This window comes from Enterobacter cloacae complex sp. ESBL7 (assembly GCF_041679625.1).
GTDB classification, from domain to species: domain Bacteria; phylum Pseudomonadota; class Gammaproteobacteria; order Enterobacterales; family Enterobacteriaceae; genus Enterobacter; species Enterobacter asburiae_B.
In genome coordinates, this window is sequence record NZ_JBGORN010000001.1 from 1,869,039 (window position 1) to 1,888,516 (window position 19,478).

Consider the following 19,478-nt stretch of genomic DNA (forward strand, 5'->3'; position numbering starts at 1 on the left):
AATCAGGCCCCTTTACGGTGAATGGCGAAACGGCTGGCGTATCCTTCCGGGTCGGTACCGTTCCAGACGGTGCCGTCCATCAATGTGCTGCTGCGTAATGGTGAAGTCGGTGTGCTGATGCCCCCCACCGCCGTGGCGGCATCCTGCCAGACCGCGGTCTGGTTAATGCGCTGCGCGATGCCCGCGTAGTCCGGCGCGGATTTGAGCAAGCCCCAGCGGCGGAACTGGGTTAAGAACCACATGCCGTCGGAGAGATACGGGTAGCTGACGGCCCCCTCGTTGAAGAAGCGGATCGGGTGCGCGTCCTGCCAGCGCTGGCCCAGGCCGTTGTCGTACTCGCCGAGCATGCGTCCGGTGAGATACTGTTCTTTGCAGTTGAGCCACGCCCGGCGGGAGAGGATCTGCGCGGTCTCGCGTTTGTTTTCCGGGGAGGCTTCGATCCAGCGCGCCGCCTCCAGTACCGCGCTCACCAGCGCCCGCGCGGTGTGCGGGTTTTTCTCCACCCAGTCGCGGCGCGTACCGAGGATTTTTTCCGGATGATCGGCCCAGATAGACTGCGACGTGGCGGCGGTAAAACCGATGCGGTCGTTGATGGCCCGGGCGTTCCACGGCTCGCCGACGCAAAAGCCGACCATGTTGCCAATGCGCATGTTCATCACCATCTGCGGCGGCGGCACCACCACCGTACGCACGTCGTCAAAGGGGTTAATGCCCGCGCTGGCCAGCCAGTAGTACAGCCACATGGCGTGCGTCCCGGTCGGGAAGGTGTGCGCGAAGGTGTAGGTGCCGGGCGCCTGCTGCCCAATGAGCTTTTTCAGCCCGTCAAGGTCTCGTACTCCCTTCTCCGCCAGATCGCTGGAAAGCGTAATTGCCTGGCCGTTCTGATTGAGCGTCATCAGGTTCGCCATCTGCTGCGGCTTGCCGGCGATGCCCAGCTCCAGGCCGTACAGCAGGCCGTAGAGAATGTGCGCGGCGTCGAGCTCGCCAGCCACCAGCTTGTCGCGCACCGCCGCCCAGCTCGCCTCTTTGGTGGGCACGATGGTAATACCGTATTTTTTATCAAAGCCTTTCAGCGCCGCGATAACCACCGGGGCGCAGTCGGTCAGCGGGATAAACCCGATGCGCACCGTTTCCTGCTCCGGTTTATCCGAGCCTGCCGCCCATGCGGCCTGCATGATACCCGGTAACAGCATTGCGCCACTCGCCAGCACGCTGGCCTGCAAAAAACGCCGTCTCGACAAATCCGCCATGACCAACCACTCCTGAAAAAAAACCAAAAAAAAGCGCCCACGATGCCGAAGCACCAGTGGACGCCTTTATCCCGAAGACGCATGCGCCGCCGTTGGCGCATCGTCAAAAATGGTTAATCCGATAATGCAAAGTGAATGCCAGGTTTTAACCCGCAGTTTCCGGGGCGCTAACCGAACTCCCCTCGCCTGCACGCACCTTAATCAGGCACAAAATGCCCGCTGACCGTGCAGCTACTCCTTTGGTGTTACCTGCCATAAATTCTTCACCATCAGCAGCGCGCGGGCGATATCCACCATCCTTTGGTTCTTGTCCATCGCCATTTTGCGCAGCGCCGTCCAGGCCTGTTCCTCACTCATATTCTGGTGGGTCATCAGCACGCTTTTCGCTTTATCAATGACTTTGCGCTCTTCAAGCGTATCGCGCAGCGATGCAAGCTGGCGCGAGAGCTGTTCTATCTCGCGTGCCTGCTGGCGCACCAGGGTGAGCAACGGTTTTTCCGGATACTGTATCAGCGGGTCGTCCTGCTCATCGGCGGGAGGCACGTACTCATCGTTACGGTAAATACGCTCGTCCACCGCCGTCATCAGATCGGCGATGAGCGTCTCCTCCAGCGTGCGCAGATGCTCAAGGCGCGCGGTTTGCAGAGCAAACCAGGCCAGAGCGGTAAGGCCATCATCCGCGGCAGGCTGGCGGGTACAGGCTACGCGCCGGAGTTGCTCCGTTTCACGATCGGGCTGGCAGTGCAGAGAAAAGGTGGTCTGGACGTCAGCGGAGCTGTGCGAGAGAAAAATTTCAAAGCAGGCCTGCTGCCCGTCGATGCGGTCAACCAGCCTCTGGCGAGTCACATCATCGAAAAAGCCCTGCGTGAAGCCAATCGCCCCCAGGGCCCGTTCCTGTCCCGCCAGCTCTTTCCCCTGCATCAGGCTATAAAGGGCAACAAAACGCCCGGCGATTTGCGGATCGTCAATGCTGTCATTGAGCTGCGGCACGATACTGAGCAGATGGCGGAGCATGCGGGAGTAGTGTTCCATCGCCTGCGGCGCCGTTACCGTTTGCTGAATAACACCGTCGCGCAGCGCGGGAAGCATATCAAGGCACTGAAGCGCGCCGCCGATACGTTCACAGACGGTACTTCCCGGGATCGGCGACTGTTTTTCAAGAATGTCATAAAGTGCAGCGAGGTTTTCATCCACCAGCGCCCGGCTGGCTTTGCATTCGGGGGCGTAGAGCTTACCCTGTGAGCAGAGCCAGACGTTGGACGCCCCACGCTCGCACTGTAACATATGCACCAGTTGGCTAATGCCGTGCACAAGCACGCCAAGCTGTGCCAGCTTGCTGAGCTGCTCCCGGCGCATCATCTTTGCGCGCTCGAGCCATTCGCCAGCGCCTGGCGAAATGCCAGCCATTAATGTCATGCTTACTCTCCAGAACAGCGAAACTCGGGAAAGCTAAGCAATATTCGTGCCTTTATAAGAACAGGAGTCAACATGCAGAAGATTGTGATCGTCGCCAACGGTGCGGCTTACGGCAGCGAATCCCTTTTTAACAGCCTGCGCCTGGCGATTGCGCTGCGTGAAAAAGAGAGCGACCTGGCGTTACGACTCTTTTTAATGTCGGACGCGGTCACCGCGGGGCTGAAGGGTCAAAAACCGGCAGAAGGCTATAACATTCAGCAGATGCTGGAGATCCTCACCGCGCAAAACGTGCCGGTGAAGCTGTGCAAGACCTGCACCGACGGCCGCGGCATTACCGGTCTGCCGCTGATTGATGGCGTAGAGATTGGTACGCTGGTTGAGCTGGCCGAGTGGACGCTGTCCGCCGATAAAGTATTAACTTTTTAATAATAAACCCGTAAAAATATTATTTTCTTATGGACGCGGTTTCAGCATCAAGTTTACCTGCGGGGTTGCCGATAGGCATGGAAACAACACAGCAGGTATTTCACTTATGTTCAGATCGATTCGTGCACGCATCATCGTGGCGACGGCAGGCTGTCTGGTCGTCGCCCTTCTCCTTAACACCGTTATCAACTTCCAGGTCACGCGCCAGGATAACCAGCAGTCCCAGCGCGATATCCTGACCAGCACCAGCGCCAGCCATAACATGGCGATTGCCGACTGGGTCAAAAGCAAGATGACGGTGATTGCCTCCGCGCAGACCGTTGCGCTGAATGACGACCCGGTTCCGGTGTTTAAACAGCTTGCGCAGGCGGGTGGATTCACCAACGTCTATGTTGGCTACGCCAGCAAAACGGCGAAATTCTCTGAACCGGCGGGCGTTCCGGCGGACTATGACCCCACTATTCGCCCGTGGTATCAGCAGGTGGTCAGCACGGACGGTCCGGTTGTCACCGCGCCCTACGTTGACGCGGGGACCGGTAAACTGGTGGTAACCTTCGCCGTGCCGGTGAAAGAAAATGGCACGCTCAAAGCGGTGGTGGCGGGCGATGTGGCGATGGACAGCGTGGTGGCTAACGTGCGCGGGATCCATCCCACCCCGGCCAGCAGCGGGTTGCTTCTGAACAGCGACGGCAGCGTGATTGCCGCTAACGATCCGGCTCTGACGCTGAAACCGTTTGGTGAGACGATCAAGGGCATTGATTTTGCTGCGCTGAAAAGCGGTAACCCCGTCGACGGAACGCTGAACGACGCGGAAAAAACCTTCGTGGCGACAGCCGTGCCGGGCACAAACTGGCTGTTAGTCGTCGCGCTCGACAGCGGTGACGCCACCTCCGGCATGCGTTCCCTGCTTAAAGCCTCGGGGATTTCGCTGGTGATCCTCGCACTCCTGAGCGCGGCGATTGTGCATTTCCTGATTGCCCGCCTGCTCAAGCGTTTGTCCGACATTCGCGACGCGATGCACAACATTGCTAACGGCACTAACGATCTGTCCCAGCGCCTGCCGGATAACGGCGAGGATGAGGTCGCGCAGATTGCCCAGGCCTTTAACGCCTTCAGCGATAAGCTGTCGGTGGTGATGGTGCAGCTCCGTGACGCCAGCGAATCGGTGAAAAACGCCGCGCAGGAGATTGCCGCAGGTAACCAGGATCTTTCCGGACGTACCGAGCAGGCGGCATCCAGCCTGCGCGAGACGGCCAGCGCCGTGGAGCAGATCACCGCCTCCGTGACGCAGTCGAATGAATCGGCGGCAGAAGCGAACGATCAGGCGAGCAAGGCCTCAGCGGCCGCGGCGCGCGGCGGCGAGGTGGTATCGCAGGCGATCAGCACCATGCAGTCCATTGAAGTCGCGTCGGCAAAAATTGGCGATATCACCAGCGTGATTGACGGCATTGCTTTCCAGACCAACATTCTGGCGCTGAACGCCTCCGTCGAGGCGGCGCGTGCGGGTGAGCAGGGGCGCGGGTTTGCCGTCGTAGCAGGTGAAGTGCGTAACCTGGCGAGCCGTAGCGCTCAGGCGGCGAAAGAGATCAAATCGCTGATTGACTCCACTACCGACAGCGTGGCAACCGGCTCCCGCTACGTGCATCTGGCGGGGGAAAGCATGGATGAGATCCGCTCCAGCATCGGCAGCGTCTCTGGCATCATGCGCGAAATCTCCATCGCCACCAGCGAGCAGATGAAAGGGATTCATGAGATCAACCACGCGGTGACCCATCTCGACAGAATGGTTCAGCAGAACGCCGAGCTGGTGGTGGAATCCGCCGCTGCCGCGGGTGCCCTGCAGAGCCAGGCGGGCGACCTTGCTGAAACAGCCGGGCATTTCCGCATTTAATCTTCTTCCGGCGCGCGTTTAGCGGGTAAAACGCGCGCCAGTCTAAATTTTGAGGAATTTTGTCATTTTTGTTTAATCGTTATGCCATTTTTTGATCAAAATCAGCATCCCGCCCCCTCCCCTTTGGTGTTATGCCATGAGTGAATTGTGAACAACATCACGCTCGGATATGGCAGCAGGGAGAGCGTTGTTTAAGACTACGGGGTAAAAAATGGCACTGGTAAAAACAAGTTTGAAACTGTTTGGCGGGGATACGGTAGTGGTGCGTTGCTCAGAACGCTGTCGTATTCATCTGATGAGTTCGAAAGCACAAAAACAGTCCCAGGCGGATATTCTCACCGTACAGGACGATAAGGCCTGGCTTACCGTGCCGTATACCGGCACGTGGGATGTGCTGATCGATAGCCACAGCCAGTCGCTGGAGCATTCCGTCAGCTACGTGGCAGCATAAGTTTAAACGCCCGGCAAGCCGGGCGTATTGTCAGGCAAAACCCGGTCGCAGCGCGCTGTTGAGCGGGTTCCCTTCCAGCAGCGCCTTCACCTTCACCACCAGCTCATTCAGACAATCGTCCTTCATGCCGAGGCGGGTCAGCTCCTGATCGAGAGAGAACAGATACTGCGCGTTGGTGCCCAGAGGCCCGCTGGCAGCGGCAATCAACGGGGCAATCACCTGCGTGCGGGTATCCGCTTCATACAGCGGATGGCGCGGGTCCATAATAAACACCAGCGCATTGACGGTGCGTCCGTCGTCCAGTTCCAGCTTGCACCAGCTCGGCATATAGCAGCCGGTGATCATCTCGCGCTTCCAGAGCAGCGTGAGCTCCTCTTCCAGCGTGGCATCCGGCAGGCGATACGCCACGCCCGTGGTGCGTCCGCCCTCTTTCAGTGCAAGCATGCGCCCGGGCTGGCACGCGCTGCCGCGTCCGGCCGTCAGGCGCAGGCAAAATGCGCGATGCCAGCCAGGCAGCGTTCCCGTTGCCGATTCGACAAATTCCAGAGCCGGGTTCCACATCAGGGAGCCGTAGCCAAAAATCCATACCGGGCCATCATCCGGGCGGCAGGCAAGCGTAGCAGCGAGTGACGCCGCACGTTGTTCAGCTGACCAGAGAAGCGATTCCTCAATAGCACCAAATGCCGTCTTACAATCTGCCTTCATTAAGAAATCACGCGTTAACACTTTCCACCTCCGCCACTGCATGCTTCCTTGCGACATCTGTAATTCGCCTTCCCGGCATTTTATGCTGGTCATTTTGCCAGCAGTTAAATAACGATAAGCAATTAGCGGACCAGTTGCAATACAACGGAAGTTCAACCGCCTGAAAAGTCAAAATGAAGGCAGCGAATCATTTCACGGCTATTTCTTTTTATGCCATTTATCGTCGTCTCCTTTCTCATATTCATGTTTTACTGCGGCCCAGGCGACTTTGTGGGCCGTCTCTTCACGGCTGGCATCATCCCGGCGATCGTCCTTGTCTTTGTACTGATCCCAGGCGCTGTTAAACGCCTCTTTGTAGATATCCTGCGCGTGAGCGGGCAGCACGTTTTGTACGTTATCCGGTAATTCGCGTTTCGCTTTATAGGGCATCACTAACCTCTCTTTTGGTTAAAAAGATAAGTGTGGACGACGATACGCCATCGTGCCACACGGCAATAATTTATGAGTACATTACATTTTTAATTTATTGTTATTTAATGAGTAATCAACAAAGAATCTGCATTATACCCATCATCAATGAAAATAATGGCAAAGGGTAAAATTAAGTAAAAAATAAAGGGTATTTAACAGAGATCTGTTAGTTTAATGACCTCAAAAATCTATCTATAATTACAAGCACCTGCATTGATGGAGAAGCACATGACAGCAACACACGAGGCGGTAAAGACCCGCCACAAGGAGACGTCACTCATTTTCCCGGTTCTGGCACTGGCTGTGCTGCTCTTCTGGGGAAGCAGTCAGTCACTGCCAGTGGTGGTTGGTATCAATATTCTTGCCCTGGTCGGCATCTTAACCAGCGCATTTAGCGTTGTTCGCCATGCGGACGTCCTGGCCCACCGTCTGGGCGAGCCGTACGGATCGTTAATTCTCAGCCTTTCCGTTGTTATTCTCGAAGTCAGCCTGATTTCCGCGCTTATGGCGACCGGCGATGCCGCGCCGACGCTGATGCGCGACACGCTCTATTCGATCATTATGATTGTAACGGGCGGCCTGGTGGGCTTCTCTCTGCTGCTGGGCGGGCGCAAATTTGCGACCCAGTATATGAACCTGTTCGGCATTAAACAGTATCTTATCGCCCTCTTCCCGCTGGCGATTATCGTGCTGGTCTTCCCGATGGCGCTGCCGGGTGCAAACTTTTCCACCGGGCAGGCGCTGCTGGTCGCACTGATTTCCGCCGCCATGTACGGCGTGTTTCTGTTGATTCAGACCAAAACGCACCAGAGCCTGTTTGTGTACGAGCATGAAGATGACGGCGACGATGATGACCCGCACCACGGCAAGCCGTCGGCCCACAGCAGCGCGTGGCATACGGTTTGGCTGATCGTGCATCTGATTGCGGTGATTGCCGTCACCAAGATGAACGCTAACCCGCTGGAGACGCTGTTAACCGAGCTGAACGCGCCGGTGGCGTTTACCGGCTTCCTGGTGGCGCTGCTGATCCTGTCCCCTGAAGGGCTGGGCGCGCTGAAAGCGGTGTTGAATAATCAGGTACAGCGCGCAATGAACCTGTTCTTCGGCTCCGTACTGGCGACGATTTCACTTACCGTACCGGTGGTGACGCTGATTGCCTTTATGACGGGCAACGAGCTGCAGTTTGCGCTGGGCGCGCCGGAGATGATTGTGATGGTCGCCTCGTTGCTGCTGTGCCAGATTTCGTTCTCAACCGGGCGCACCAACGTGCTGAACGGCGCGGCGCATATGGCCTTGTTTATTGCGTATCTGATGACGATATTTGCGTAATTTTATGCGGCGCGGGCTGATGCCCTCATCCCAACCCTCTCCCACAGGAAGAGGGAGAACAAAAAACCCGCCGAAGCGGGTTTTTTTATTAGTTGCTGGTATCCAGCTCGTCGAAGCTCTTCACCAGATCGTCAATCGCTTTGATCTGTTTCAGGAACGGCTCCAGCTTGTCCAGCGGCAGCGCTGATGGGCCGTCGCATTTCGCGTTAGCCGGATCCGGGTGCGCTTCAATGAACAGGCCGGCCAGGCCGGTCGCCATACCGGCGCGCGCCAGCTCGGTCACCTGGGCACGACGGCCGCCGGACGCGGCGCCAAACGGGTCGCGGCACTGCAGAGCGTGCGTCACGTCGAAAATCACCGGAGACTGACCGGAGACGTTCTTCATTACGCTGAAGCCCAGCATATCCACAACCAGGTTGTCGTAGCCGAAGTTTGCGCCGCGGTCGCACAGGATCACCTGATCGTTGCCGCCTTCGATGAACTTATCGACGATATTACCCATCTGACCAGGGCTGACGAACTGTGGTTTCTTCACGTTGATAACGGCGCCGGTTTTCGCCATCGCCGCAACCAGGTCAGTCTGGCGAGCGAGGAACGCCGGAAGCTGAATCACGTCCACCACGTCTGCCACCGGCTGCGCCTGTGAGGCTTCATGCACATCGGTGATCACTTTCACGCCAAAGGTCTGCTTCAGCTCCTGGAAAATTTTCATTCCCTCTTCCAGGCCCGGGCCACGGTAAGAGTTGATGGAGGAGCGGTTGGCTTTGTCAAAAGAGGCCTTAAACACGTACGGGATGCCCAGCTTCTGGGTCACGGTCACGTAGTGTTCGCAGATACGCATGGCGAGATCGCGGGATTCCAGCACGTTCATGCCGCCAAACAGTACGAACGGCAGGTCGTTTGCTACCTTGATATCACCAATGCTAACCACTTTTTGTTTCATAGGATCGCCTTATTCAGGTGTGAATCGGAATTAAGATTAATGCAGTGTAATTTGTTTGTGCGAGATCGCGTTGATCTGCGCACGAATCATTTCGCTAATGGGATCTTCCGGACACTGCTCAACGAAATAATTCAAATCATTCAGCGCCACGTGTTCACAGTCGAGCTGCGCGTAGATCAGCCCACGATCGCGAATTTCGTACGGGTCTTCCGGGTTGAACTGCAGCAGCACTTCGCTGGCGCGCAACGCCAGCTCCATCTGACGCTCTTCCATCAACGCGGACTTCAGCGTATCCAGCAGCTTGCGAATGACCTCGGCGTTATCCGCCTCGTCGAGATCTTCGTTGAAGAGCTCAGCCACCGGGCTGATATTGCCTTTCAGCCACACGTCCAGCGTATGTTCATCCAGCGTGTCGCCGTTGAAGGGATTAATGAGCCACATTTCGCCGTCCAGCCACTCCGCGCGCAGGATCATCTGCGTCGGGAAAATGACCGGGACCAGCGGAATATCCAGACGGTGCGCGACCCACAGCAAAATAGAGCCCAGCGCCACGGCGCTGCCCTGACGATTTTTTAAGACCTGGTCCAGCCATAACGCGTCAGACAGGCGATACACGCCCCGCGTGTCGCAGAAACCCCATTCGCCGTAGAAAAGCTCCAGCAGCTTCTCTAATTGCCAGTCTTGCGGGCGAGCCTGATTAATCTCTTCACGCGCCAGGCTGACCAGATTCTCCAGCTCATCGTAGACAAACTGCGACGTAAAATCGTCGCGAATCATCTCGGAAATCAGGATCATGCCATCGCAAAGCGGCACTTTATTAAATTCGAAATCGGCTAAGGACCTCATGACTTACCCCAGTAACGGTATTCTTGTGGTGGCGAGTTTAATGATGATGTACAGCACCACCAGACCCAGCAGAAAGGCGATAAACCCGACCTGCTGGCTGCGCGGACGACGACGCCCAAGCGCGATAAAACCCAAAACGATGTAGATGATAACGCCAAACAGCTTTTCAGTCAGCCATGCACCTTTATCAGTAAATGGCAGATAGCCGGTCTTCCACATGAGCCCGGCACCGGAAAGGAGCAATAGCGTGTCGATGCAGTGCGGCGCGATACGCACCCAGCGGGCATCCGTCAGTGGATTGTTGCTGTAGCGCCACCAGTAACGGACGATGAAAAAGCTGACTGTCAGCGCAACGGAAATGAGGTGGACGGTAATGAGCACGGTAAACAGGCTCATAGCCACTGCCCCAGCGTCAGGCGTTCGTTGCCGCCATAGTCGCGGCAGGTTTCGACAGCGGCGTAGCCAGCTTGCGTAAACAGTGCCCGAACGGCTTCTCCCTGCGTCCAGCCATGCTCCACGAGCAGCCAGCCGCCGGGAAGTAAATGTTCCCGTGACGTTGTCACAATGTGTTCGAGATCGGCTAATCCCGCGTTGGCGGCCACGAGCGCCGTCAGCGGTTCGAAGCGCACGTCTCCCTGCCCAAGGTGCGGGTCATGTTCGTCGATGTAGGGAGGATTGCTGACAACCATCGCAAATGAGCGATTCTCCAGCGCGGTAAACCAGCTGCTTTGCAGCACCGTCACGTTGCGAAGCCCGAGACGTTCCACGTTATGCTGCGCCAGCGCCACCGCATCGGGCATTACGTCCACCGCCGTCACCGTGCAGTCGGGCCGCTCGGTAGCGAGCGCCAGCGCGATAGCTCCTGTCCCGGTACCGAGATCGAGAATGCTGCAGGCCGCCGCCGGTAAACGCGCCAGCGCCTGCTCCACCAGACACTCGGTGTCCGAACGCGGGATCAGCGTCGCCGCCGAGACGTACAGCGGTAACGACCAGAACTCACGCTCACCGACAAGGTGCGCCACCGGCTCGCCGGTTTTACGGCGGGCAAGCAGCGCGGCGAGCTGCGCTTCCTGTTCCGCGGTCAGTTCGGTTTCGCCAAAAGCCAGCAGATACGTGCGGGCTTTACCCGTCACGTGCTCAAGCAAAATTTCGGCATCGCGTTTCGGGCTTTCGCTTTCTGAAAGCTCTCCGGCCGCCTCGCGTAACCAGCGCTGAAAATCCATTATTCCTGCTCGGACAGCGCCGCCAGCTGGTCGGCCTGGTATTCCTGCACGATAGGCTCGATCAGCATATCCAGCTTCCCTTCCATCACCTCGTCCAGACGGTACAGCGTCAGGTTGATGCGGTGATCGGTTACGCGCCCCTGCGGGAAGTTGTAGGTGCGGTTACGGTCGCTGCGATCGCCGCTGCCCAGCAGGTTACGGCGCGTAGACGCTTCCGCCTGCTGGCGTTTCGCCATTTCAGCTGCGTGGATACGCGCGCCCAGCACGGACAACGCCTTGGCTTTGTTTTTGTGCTGCGAACGCTCGTCCTGACATTCGACGACGATGCCGGTCGGCAGGTGGGTAATACGGATAGCGGAATCGGTGGTGTTAACGTGCTGACCGCCCGCGCCAGAGGAGCGGAACGTATCAATACGCAGGTCCGCCGGATTGATGTCGGGCAGTTCAGCTTCCGGCAGCTCCGGCATCACCGCAACCGTACAGGCGGAGGTGTGAATGCGGCCCTGAGATTCGGTGGCCGGCACGCGCTGCACGCGGTGACCGCCGGATTCAAACTTGAGACGACCGTACACGCCGTCGCCGCTGATCTTGGCGATAACCTCTTTGTAGCCACCATGTTCGCCTTCGTTGGCGCTCATGATCTCCACGCGCCAGCGACGCGATTCGGCGTAGCGGCTGTACATGCGGAACAGATCCCCGGCAAACAGCGCCGCTTCGTCACCGCCGGTACCGGCACGCACTTCCACAAACGCGTTACGCTCGTCGTCCGGATCTTTCGGCAGCAGAAGCACCTGAAGCTGCTGCTCCATCTCTTCAGAACGCGCTTTCGCATCCTGCAACTCTTCCTGCGCCATCTCGCGCATTTCAGGATCGTCGAGCATCATCTGCGCGGTTTCGATATCTTCCTGAACCTGTCGCCAGTCGGTAAAGCATTTAGAAACATCACTTAACTGCGCGTATTCACGCGAGAGCGCGCGAAAACGTTCCTGGTCCGCAATGGTCCCGGCATCCCCGAGCAGCGCCTGTACTTCTTCATGGCGCTCGTGCAGAGCTTCCAGTTTAGCGACGATAGAAGGCTTCATAGGCGTAAGTGCACCTTGTCTTAGAAAATGGGTATAGGGCGCTATTCCAGCCCGAGGCTGTTGCGCAGAATAGTCAGGCGTTCATCATCCCCGTCACGGGCAGCCTGCTGAAGAGATTTGGTTGGTGCATGGATCAGGCGGTTGGTCAGTTTCCACGCCAGATCCTGCATAATCGCATTTGCGTCGCCGCCCTGTTCAAGGGCTGCTAACGCTTTGGCAGTCAGGTCATCACGCACCTGCTCCGCCTGCCCGCGGTACTCGCGGATGGTCTCGCTGACGCTTTGCGCGCGCAGCCAGGCCATAAACTCACTGGTTTCCTGCTCAACGATGGTTTCCGCCTGAACCGCCGCCGCTTTACGCTGGGCAAGGTTGTGCGAAATGATGCTTTGCAGGTCATCCACGCTGTAGAGATAGGCATTAGGCAGCTTTCCCACTTCCGGCTCAACATCGCGCGGGACGGCGATATCCACCAGCAGCATCGGCTGATTACGGCGGGACTTCAGCGCACGCTCCACCATCCCTTTTCCGATAATCGGCAGCGGGCTGGCGGTTGAGCTGATAATAATGTCAGCCTCTTTCAGGCGTTCATCGATGTCGCTCAGGGCAACCACCTCTGCACCCACTTCATCCGCCAGCACCTGCGCGCGTTCGCGGGTGCGGTTAGCGATAATCATCTTTTTCACTTTATGCTCGCGCAGATGGCGCGCCACAAGTTCGATGGTTTCGCCCGCCCCCACCAGCATCACGGTGACGGTAGAAAGGGATTCAAAGATTTGGCGTGCAAGGGTGCAGGCCGCGAAAGCAACAGAAACCGCACTGGCGCCAATGTCGGTTTCGGTTCGCACACGCTTCGCCACGGAGAACGACTTCTGGAACATGCGCTCCAGCTCGCTAGCCTTCAGATGCCCTTTTTGCGAATCCGCAAACGCTTTTTTCACCTGACCCAGAATTTGCGGCTCGCCCAGCACCAGCGAATCCAGCCCGCTGGCGACGCGCATCAGATGGCTGACGGCATCGTTGTCCTGATGCCAGTACAGGCTGTTGCGCAGCTCGTCTTCATTGAGGTTGTGGTAGTCACATAGCCAGCGGATCAGCGCTTCGTGCAGGTTGTCCTGCTCTTCCACGCTTAAATACAGCTCGGTACGGTTGCACGTCGAGAGCACCACGCCACCCTGCACCATAGGCTGTGCAAGCAGGCTGTCCAGCGCCAGGTCAAGCGTATCCGGCGAAAACGTCACGCGTTCTCGCAGCGAAACCGGAGCCGTTTTGTGGTTGATGCCGAGTGCTAATAGGGTCATGTTGAGCGGGAGTAGTACCAGCGTTAATAAGGTTAGCAGAACGCATCATACAGGATGCGCGAGATCAATAAAAGGGACTGCCTCCTTTCGGAGTAATAGGTTACACAACCCTTTGAGATAATTTGAACGTAGACGGTAGCCCCCTTCGACGCTAGCATTAACAGTTATAACTGCAACGTATCTCAAGGATTTGTCCTCATTATGACCCGACTGATTCGCCTGCTGCCGCTGGCAGCACTGGTTCTGACCGCGTGTACCGTCACCCAACCAAAAGGCCCGGGCAAAAGCCCTGATTCACCGCAGTGGCGTCAGCACCAGCAGGACGTCCGTAATTTGAACCAGTACCAGACACGCGGCGCTTTCGCTTATCTCTCTGACGAACAAAAGGTTTATGCCCGCTTCTTCTGGCAGCAGACGGGGCAGGACAACTACCGCCTGCTGCTGCTGAACCCACTGGGCAGCACCGAACTGGAGCTTATCGCCAAGCCTGGCGAAGCGCAGATCACCGATAACAAAGGCCAGCACTATACCGCGACCGATGCCGAAGAGATGATTGGCAAGCTGACCGGGATGCCTATCCCGCTCAACAGCCTGCGCCAGTGGATCCTTGGCCTGCCGGGTGAGGCAACTGACTACACCCTTGACGACCAGTACCGTCTGAGCCAGGTGAACTACACGCAGAACGGCAAAACCTGGAAAGTGGTGTACAGCGCCTATGACAGCAAGAGTAAACCGTCGCTGCCATCAAACATGGAGCTGACCCAGGGCAGCCAGCGTATCAAGCTGAAAATGGACAACTGGATCGTTAAATGATGACCCACTGGCCCTCTCCGGCAAAGCTGAACCTGTTTTTATACATCACCGGCCAGCGTGCTGACGGTTATCACACCCTGCAGACGCTGTTTCAGTTTATTGACTATGGCGACACGATCTCCATTGAACTGCGCCAGGACGGGCAGATTTGCCTGCTAACGCCGGTCGAAGGCGTGGCGCATGAGGACAACCTGATCGTGCGCGCCGCGCGTCTGCTGATGAAAGCTGCGGCGGAATCGGGTCGTCTGCCCGCGGGAAGCGGTGCGGATATCCGTATCGAGAAACGCCTGCCGATGGGCGGCGGTCTGGGCGGTGGATCATCCAACGCCGCCACCGTGCTGGTTGCGCTGAACCACCTCTGGAGCTGCGGGCTGTCGAAGGACGAACTGGCAGCCCTGGGCCTGACGCTGGGGGCGGATGTCCCGGTGTTTGTGCGCGGTCATGCGGCCTTTGCTGAAGGTGTGGGTGAGATCCTCTCCCCGGCTGAACCGCCGGAGAAGTGGTATCTGGTTGCCCATCCTGGCGTGAGCATTCCGACCCCGGTCATCTTTAAAGATCCTGACCTGAAAAGGAATACCCCGGTTCGGTCAATAGAAACGTTATTAAATTGTGAATTCAGCAACGATTGCGAGGATATCGCAAGAAAACGTTTTCGCGAGGTTGATGCGGTGCTTTCCTGGCTGTTAGAATACGCGCCGTCGCGCCTGACTGGTACAGGAGCCTGTGTCTTTGCTGAATTTGACACCGAATCCGCCGCTCGTCAGGTGCTTGAGCAAGCGCCGGTTTGGCTGCATGGTTTTGTAGCACGCGGGATGAACACCTCCCCCCTACAGCAGACCATTCTGGCGCAGACTGAGTTTCGGTGACAACGTCACCCTGTTCCAGACGTTGCATCGCGCTCTTTAATACACCGCCTGGATAGCCTTCGCCTGGCCCGCACAGTTTGCGGCGAACGCTATCCACCACTGGACGCATGCCTGAGGTTCTTCTCGTGCCTGATATGAAGCTTTTTGCTGGTAACGCCACCCCGGAACTAGCACAACGTATTGCCAACCGCCTGTACACTTCCCTCGGCGACGCCGCCGTAGGTCGCTTTAGCGACGGCGAAGTCAGCGTACAAATTAACGAAAATGTACGCGGTGGTGATATTTTCATCATCCAGTCCACCTGTGCTCCAACGAACGACAACCTGATGGAACTGGTTGTTATGGTCGACGCCCTGCGTCGCGCTTCAGCAGGCCGTATCACTGCTGTAATCCCTTACTTCGGCTATGCCCGTCAGGACCGTCGCGTCCGTTCCGCGCGTGTACCAATCACCGCTAAAGTTGTTGCTGACTTCCTGTCCAGCGTCGGCGTTGACCGCGTTCTGACCGTTGATCTGCACGCAGAGCAGATCCAGGGCTTCTTCGACGTTCCGGTTGATAACGTATTCGGCAGCCCAATCCTGCTGGAAGACATGCTGCAGCTGAACCTGGATAACCCAATCGTGGTTTCCCCGGACATCGGCGGCGTGGTACGTGCCCGCGCTATCGCTAAGCTGCTGAACGATACCGACATGGCGATCATCGACAAACGCCGTCCGCGCGCTAACGTTTCTCAGGTGATGCACATCATCGGTGACGTTGCTGGCCGTGACTGCGTGCTGGTTGACGACATGATCGATACCGGCGGCACGCTGTGTAAAGCAGCTGAAGCGCTGAAAGAGCGTGGTGCCAAGCGCGTATTCGCTTACGCGACTCACCCGATCTTCTCTGGTAACGCGGTAAACAACCTGCGCAACTCCGTCATTGACGAAGTTGTGGTATGCGATACCATCCCACTGAGCGACGAGATCAAAGCACTGCCAAACGTGCGCACGTTGACCCTGTCCGGGATGCTGGCCGAAGCGATTCGTCGTATCAGCAACGAAGAATCCATCTCAGCAATGTTCGAACACTAATCGAACACGGCCGAAAAACCCGCTGCGGCGGGTTTTTTTGTCTCCGGGTTTTATTTGTATGATTAATGCCTCCTTCAACTGCCATTCACATGACAGATGATGCGCATACGGATGATAGATAATTGTGAAAAACGTAGCCTCCTCACATGTTCTGCCCTTTCGCGCCCTCATCGACGCCTGCTGGAAAGAGAAGTACACCTCGTCACGCTTTGTCCGTGACCTGATTGCCGGGATCACCGTCGGCATTATCGCCATCCCGCTGGCGATGGCGCTGGCAATTGGCAGCGGCGTTGCGCCGCAGTACGGTCTGTACACCTCGGCCGTTGCCGGGATTGTCATTGCCCTGACGGGCGGCTCGCGCTTCAGCGTTTCCGGCCCTACCGCCGCCTTCGTGGTGATCCTCTACCCGGTTTCGCAGCAGTTTGGTCTGGCAGGCCTGCTGGTCGCCACCCTGATGTCCGGCGTCTTTTTGATTCTGTTTGGTCTGGCCCGCTTTGGGCGCCTGATTGAATATATTCCCCTTTCCGTGACGCTGGGGTTCACCTCGGGGATTGGTATTACCATCGGAACCATGCAGATCAAGGATTTCCTCGGCCTGCAGATGCCCCACGTACCGGAGCACTACCTGCAAAAAGTGGGGGCGCTGTTTATGGCGCTGCCGACAGCCAACCTGGGCGACGCCGCAATCGGGATTGTGACGTTGGGCACGCTGATCGTCTGGCCTCGCCTCGGTATTCGTCTGCCGGGCCATCTGCCCGCGCTGCTGCTGGGCTGCGCGGTAATGGCCATCGTCAATATGTTCGGTGGTCACGTCGCGACTATCGGCTCGCAGTTCCACTATGTTCTGGCGGACGGTTCACAGGGTAGCGGCATTCCGCAACTGCTACCGCAGCTGGTGCTGCCGTGGGACATGCCCGGCTCTAGCTTTACCCTAAGCTGGGATTCCCTGCGCGCCCTGCTTCCCGCCGCGTTCTCTATGGCAATGCTGGGGGCAATTGAATCCCTGCTCTGCGCCGTCGTTCTGGACGGCATGACCGGCACCAAGCACAAAGCCAACAGCGAACTGGTCGGTCAGGGATTAGGCAACCTCGTCGCGCCGTTCTTCGGCGGTATTACCGCAACGGCAGCCATCGCCCGTTCTGCGGCCAACGTGCGCGCGGGTGCAACCTCACCAGTTTCGGCGGTTATCCACTCCGTGCTGGTGATCCTCGCCCTGCTGATCCTCGCCCCGCTGCTCTCCTGGCTACCGCTTTCCGCCATGGCCGCCCTGCTGCTGATGGTGGCCTGGAACATGAGCGAGGCGCACAAGGTGGTGAACCTGCTGCGTCGCGCGCCGAAAGACGACATCATCGTGATGCTGATATGCATGTCGCTGACCGTGCTGTTCGATATGGTTATCGCCATCAGCGTCGGGATCGTGCTTGCTTCCCTGCTGTTTATGCGCCGTATCGCGCAGATGACGCGCCTTTCCCCTGTTAACGTCGAGGTGCCTGACGATGTGCTGGTGCTGCGCGTGATTGGCCCACTGTTCTTCGCGGCGGCGGAAGGTCTGTTTAGCGATCTGGAGTCCCGCATCGCGGGCAAACGGATTGTGGTGCTGAAATGGGATGCCGTACCGGTACTGGATGCAGGCGGCCTGGATGCCTTCCAGCGCTTTGTGAAACGTCTGCCGGAAGGCTGCGAGCTGCGGGTGAGTAACCTGGAGTTTCAGCCGCTGCGCACCATGGCGCGCGCGGGTGTACAGCCGATCCCTGGCCGACTCTCCTTCTACCCTAACCGTGAAGCCGCGTTAGCGGATCTGTGAGTGACCTGATGCAGAGAAACGTCTCTGCATCATCACCCCGATCGCCTGCTGGAGCCACGCAAGCACGGCAGGCGTCATCCAGGTTCCTTTCATCAGGTGCGGCTCCTGCTGCATGGCAGTACGAAACTTTTGCTGAGTTTCCGGGTTCTTGCCCGCGTAAGACTGGAACAATGCCAGCCAGTTTTCAGCCAGCTTTTGCGCCTCCTCCGAGGCAGGATCGATATTATCCCGCTGCGCCTGATGCAGTTTCGCCACCAGCGGCGGCCACTCCATCATGCGGTCAAAGTAGTGTGCCCGGGTAAAGGCCATCTCTTCGGCAGTGAGATACTTCTCCCATATGCAGAGCTTAGACTCAGCAAACGCGCGCGTGATGTAATCCGTCATCTCCGGCGTGATGCCGGTCTGCGCCTGCATCTGCGGTTCAACGCTGTGCATCTCGTTCAGCCGGGTGAGAAACTCCGGCTTGCCCGCCGTGTCCTGCTCAAGGCGCTCCATCCAGCGCGTCGCCAGATCCATCGCCCGGGCGTCAGTAGCGGGTATATGGTGCTCCAGCAGCGTGTTGGCCTCTGCAACCAGCCCTGACCAGATAGCCGCCAGCGCATCCTTCTGCACCGCAAACGGCAGCTGCTGTAACTCTTCTTTGCTAAACCAGCGATCGTACATATTCATTAACTCCAGAGTCTGTAGCCAGGATTCCAGATCCGGCGTCGCATCGTCGAGAAGCCCGGTTCGCAGCTCCACCAGCCTGTCGCGCAGCGTATGTATGCTGCGCAGCTGTTTATCCAGCAGCGTGATTTGCGCATCGAGTAACTCGGTTAACGACAGCGACTCCTGTTCCAGGAAATCCCTGATTTCAGCAAGTTCCAGCCCCGCTTTTGCCAGCGCCTGGATCATATGCAGACGCTGGACATCCGCCAGGTTGTAAAGCCGGTAACCTGCCGCGCTTCTGGCAGAAGGCAGCAACAACCCTGTTTGCTCATAGTGGTGCAATGTCCGCACGGTGATCCCGGCGCGTTTCGCCAGTTCACCCACCTGAATCAACATAACTGCTCCTTTTTCTTTGCCAGTGACGCCACTCTGGAGCCTTACGTTACGTGAGGGTCAACCCTTGATGCAAAAAAAAAACGACTCCCTCGGGAGCCGTTTCGGCGTTCTTTATCGTAGCACTAGCTGTGCTTATGCTGGTCGCGACGACAGCGTTTGTCGTAGTGGCGCACCCACCAGTATTTATCGCAGACTTCCTCATGGCCGCTCACGCGCGCCCCTGCAAGCCACAATACCGCACCAACGAAGATGCTCAATATCGCGCCGTGCGCGAAGTATTGCGGGAGGTCAATCTGAGGTAACTGGTTTAAAATGGAATAACCCACGCCGCCTACCATCACGAACAGCCCCAATCCCATCAGTACGTTACCGAGTAACGAAGCGTTTTTGCGTTTCATGTGTCACCTCCGGAACTTTGGGTTGTCAGGGGAAAAGCCCCTAATCCTTGTGTGTAAAGTATAGACAACGCCCCTTTTATGAGTTGCGTTAATGATCACAATTACAGATAAGTCCCAAACAAAAGTTTACAAATAAGGCTTTGAACAGC

The 19,478-nt window shown here is 57.5% G+C and carries 20 protein-coding genes; 8 read left to right on the forward strand and 12 right to left on the reverse strand.

Features of this window, described 5'->3' with window-relative positions:
- Nucleotides 1–2: 2 nt before the first annotated feature.
- Together ACERY3_RS09155 and nasR are read right to left on the reverse strand one after the other, a co-directional pair.
- The gene (locus tag ACERY3_RS09155) at nt 3–1,250 is read right to left on the reverse strand and encodes a CmpA/NrtA family ABC transporter substrate-binding protein (RefSeq protein WP_058841344.1); all 1,248 of its coding nucleotides are present in this window, start codon (nt 1,248–1,250) and stop codon (nt 3–5) included.
- Between the two features lie 231 nt (nt 1,251–1,481).
- Nucleotides 1,482–2,666: a nitrate regulatory protein NasR gene (nasR, locus tag ACERY3_RS09160; RefSeq protein ID WP_058841345.1), complete on the reverse strand. Its 1,185-nt coding sequence runs from the start codon at nt 2,664–2,666 to the stop codon at nt 1,482–1,484.
- Nucleotides 2,667–2,738: 72 nt separating this feature from the next.
- Between nasR and ACERY3_RS09165 the strand changes: the two genes are divergently transcribed.
- From ACERY3_RS09165 to ACERY3_RS09175, 3 genes are all read left to right on the forward strand, one after another.
- On the forward strand, nt 2,739–3,092 hold the full coding sequence (locus ACERY3_RS09165; protein WP_008499522.1) for a DsrE/DsrF/TusD sulfur relay family protein: 354 nt from the start codon (nt 2,739–2,741) through the stop codon (nt 3,090–3,092).
- A gap of 106 nt (nt 3,093–3,198) precedes the next feature.
- Nucleotides 3,199–4,983 carry a methyl-accepting chemotaxis protein gene (locus tag ACERY3_RS09170; RefSeq protein ID WP_224979066.1) on the forward strand — a complete coding sequence of 595 codons (1,785 nt, stop codon included), beginning with the start codon at nt 3,199–3,201 and terminating at the stop codon, nt 4,981–4,983.
- A gap of 211 nt (nt 4,984–5,194) precedes the next feature.
- On the forward strand, nt 5,195–5,434 hold the full coding sequence (locus ACERY3_RS09175) for a DUF1883 domain-containing protein (RefSeq protein ID WP_010432930.1): 240 nt from the start codon (nt 5,195–5,197) through the stop codon (nt 5,432–5,434).
- 30 nt (nt 5,435–5,464) lie between these two features.
- On the opposite strand, the gene ACERY3_RS09180 is transcribed toward ACERY3_RS09175, so the two are convergent.
- On the reverse strand, nt 5,465–6,160 hold the full coding sequence (locus ACERY3_RS09180; protein ID WP_047061041.1) for a gamma-glutamylcyclotransferase: 696 nt from the start codon (nt 6,158–6,160) through the stop codon (nt 5,465–5,467).
- A 177-nt stretch (nt 6,161–6,337) separates the two neighbouring features.
- Entirely contained in the window at nt 6,338–6,568 is a 231-nt protein-coding gene (gene chaB, locus ACERY3_RS09185; RefSeq protein ID WP_023312121.1) for a putative cation transport regulator ChaB, read from the reverse strand.
- A gap of 270 nt (nt 6,569–6,838) precedes the next feature.
- Between chaB and chaA the strand changes: the two genes are divergently transcribed.
- The gene (chaA, locus tag ACERY3_RS09190; protein WP_023312122.1) at nt 6,839–7,939 is read left to right on the forward strand and encodes a sodium-potassium/proton antiporter ChaA; all 1,101 of its coding nucleotides are present in this window, start codon (nt 6,839–6,841) and stop codon (nt 7,937–7,939) included.
- An 88-nt stretch (nt 7,940–8,027) separates the two neighbouring features.
- Here the strand turns inward: chaA and kdsA are convergent, their stop codons facing one another.
- The 6 genes from kdsA to hemA are packed head-to-tail and all read right to left on the reverse strand — an operon-like array spanning nt 8,028 to nt 13,331.
- On the reverse strand, nt 8,028–8,882 hold the full coding sequence (gene kdsA / locus ACERY3_RS09195) for a 3-deoxy-8-phosphooctulonate synthase (RefSeq protein ID WP_023335996.1): 855 nt from the start codon (nt 8,880–8,882) through the stop codon (nt 8,028–8,030).
- 36 nt (nt 8,883–8,918) lie between these two features.
- Entirely contained in the window at nt 8,919–9,728 is an 810-nt protein-coding gene (gene sirB1 / locus ACERY3_RS09200; protein WP_023312124.1) for an invasion regulator SirB1, read from the reverse strand.
- Between the two features lie 3 nt (nt 9,729–9,731).
- The gene (gene sirB2 / locus ACERY3_RS09205) at nt 9,732–10,124 is read right to left on the reverse strand and encodes an invasion regulator SirB2 (protein WP_058841347.1); all 393 of its coding nucleotides are present in this window, start codon (nt 10,122–10,124) and stop codon (nt 9,732–9,734) included.
- Complete coding sequence (gene prmC, locus ACERY3_RS09210; protein ID WP_373225496.1) at nt 10,121–10,951, reverse strand: peptide chain release factor N(5)-glutamine methyltransferase; 831 nt, start codon at nt 10,949–10,951, stop codon at nt 10,121–10,123. The genes sirB2 and prmC overlap by 4 nt, the downstream gene beginning before the upstream one ends.
- Nucleotides 10,951–12,033 carry a peptide chain release factor 1 gene (gene prfA, locus ACERY3_RS09215; protein ID WP_021240360.1) on the reverse strand — a complete coding sequence of 361 codons (1,083 nt, stop codon included), beginning with the start codon at nt 12,031–12,033 and terminating at the stop codon, nt 10,951–10,953. The genes prmC and prfA overlap by 1 nt, the downstream gene beginning before the upstream one ends.
- Nucleotides 12,034–12,074: 41 nt before the next feature.
- Complete coding sequence (hemA, locus tag ACERY3_RS09220; RefSeq protein ID WP_023335999.1) at nt 12,075–13,331, reverse strand: glutamyl-tRNA reductase; 1,257 nt, start codon at nt 13,329–13,331, stop codon at nt 12,075–12,077.
- A gap of 201 nt (nt 13,332–13,532) precedes the next feature.
- Here hemA and lolB point away from each other — a divergent pair, with 201 nt between their 5' ends.
- The 4 genes from lolB (at nt 13,533) to dauA (ending at nt 17,887) form a co-directional block, all read left to right on the forward strand.
- Nucleotides 13,533–14,144 carry a lipoprotein insertase outer membrane protein LolB gene (gene lolB, locus ACERY3_RS09225; RefSeq protein ID WP_023312128.1) on the forward strand — a complete coding sequence of 204 codons (612 nt, stop codon included), beginning with the start codon at nt 13,533–13,535 and terminating at the stop codon, nt 14,142–14,144.
- Entirely contained in the window at nt 14,141–15,010 is an 870-nt protein-coding gene (ispE, locus tag ACERY3_RS09230) for a 4-(cytidine 5'-diphospho)-2-C-methyl-D-erythritol kinase (protein WP_373225497.1), read from the forward strand. The genes lolB and ispE overlap by 4 nt, the downstream gene beginning before the upstream one ends.
- A 125-nt stretch (nt 15,011–15,135) precedes the next feature.
- Nucleotides 15,136–16,083, forward strand: a complete 948-nt coding sequence (gene prs / locus ACERY3_RS09235; protein WP_003856663.1) for a ribose-phosphate diphosphokinase — start codon at nt 15,136–15,138, stop codon at nt 16,081–16,083.
- 124 nt (nt 16,084–16,207) lie between these two features.
- Nucleotides 16,208–17,887, forward strand: a complete 1,680-nt coding sequence (gene dauA, locus ACERY3_RS09240; protein ID WP_373225498.1) for a C4-dicarboxylic acid transporter DauA — start codon at nt 16,208–16,210, stop codon at nt 17,885–17,887.
- On the opposite strand, the gene ACERY3_RS09245 is transcribed toward dauA, so the two are convergent.
- Nucleotides 17,873–18,931, reverse strand: coding sequence for a MerR family transcriptional regulator (locus ACERY3_RS09245; RefSeq protein ID WP_373225499.1), 1,059 nt, complete (start codon nt 18,929–18,931; stop codon nt 17,873–17,875). The two genes, dauA and ACERY3_RS09245, sit on opposite strands and share 15 nt — an antisense overlap.
- A 122-nt stretch (nt 18,932–19,053) precedes the next feature.
- A complete protein-coding gene (gene ychH / locus ACERY3_RS09250; RefSeq protein ID WP_039263594.1) occupies nt 19,054–19,329 on the reverse strand; it encodes a stress-induced protein YchH in 276 nt (91 codons plus the stop codon).
- Nucleotides 19,330–19,478 lie beyond the last annotated feature (149 nt).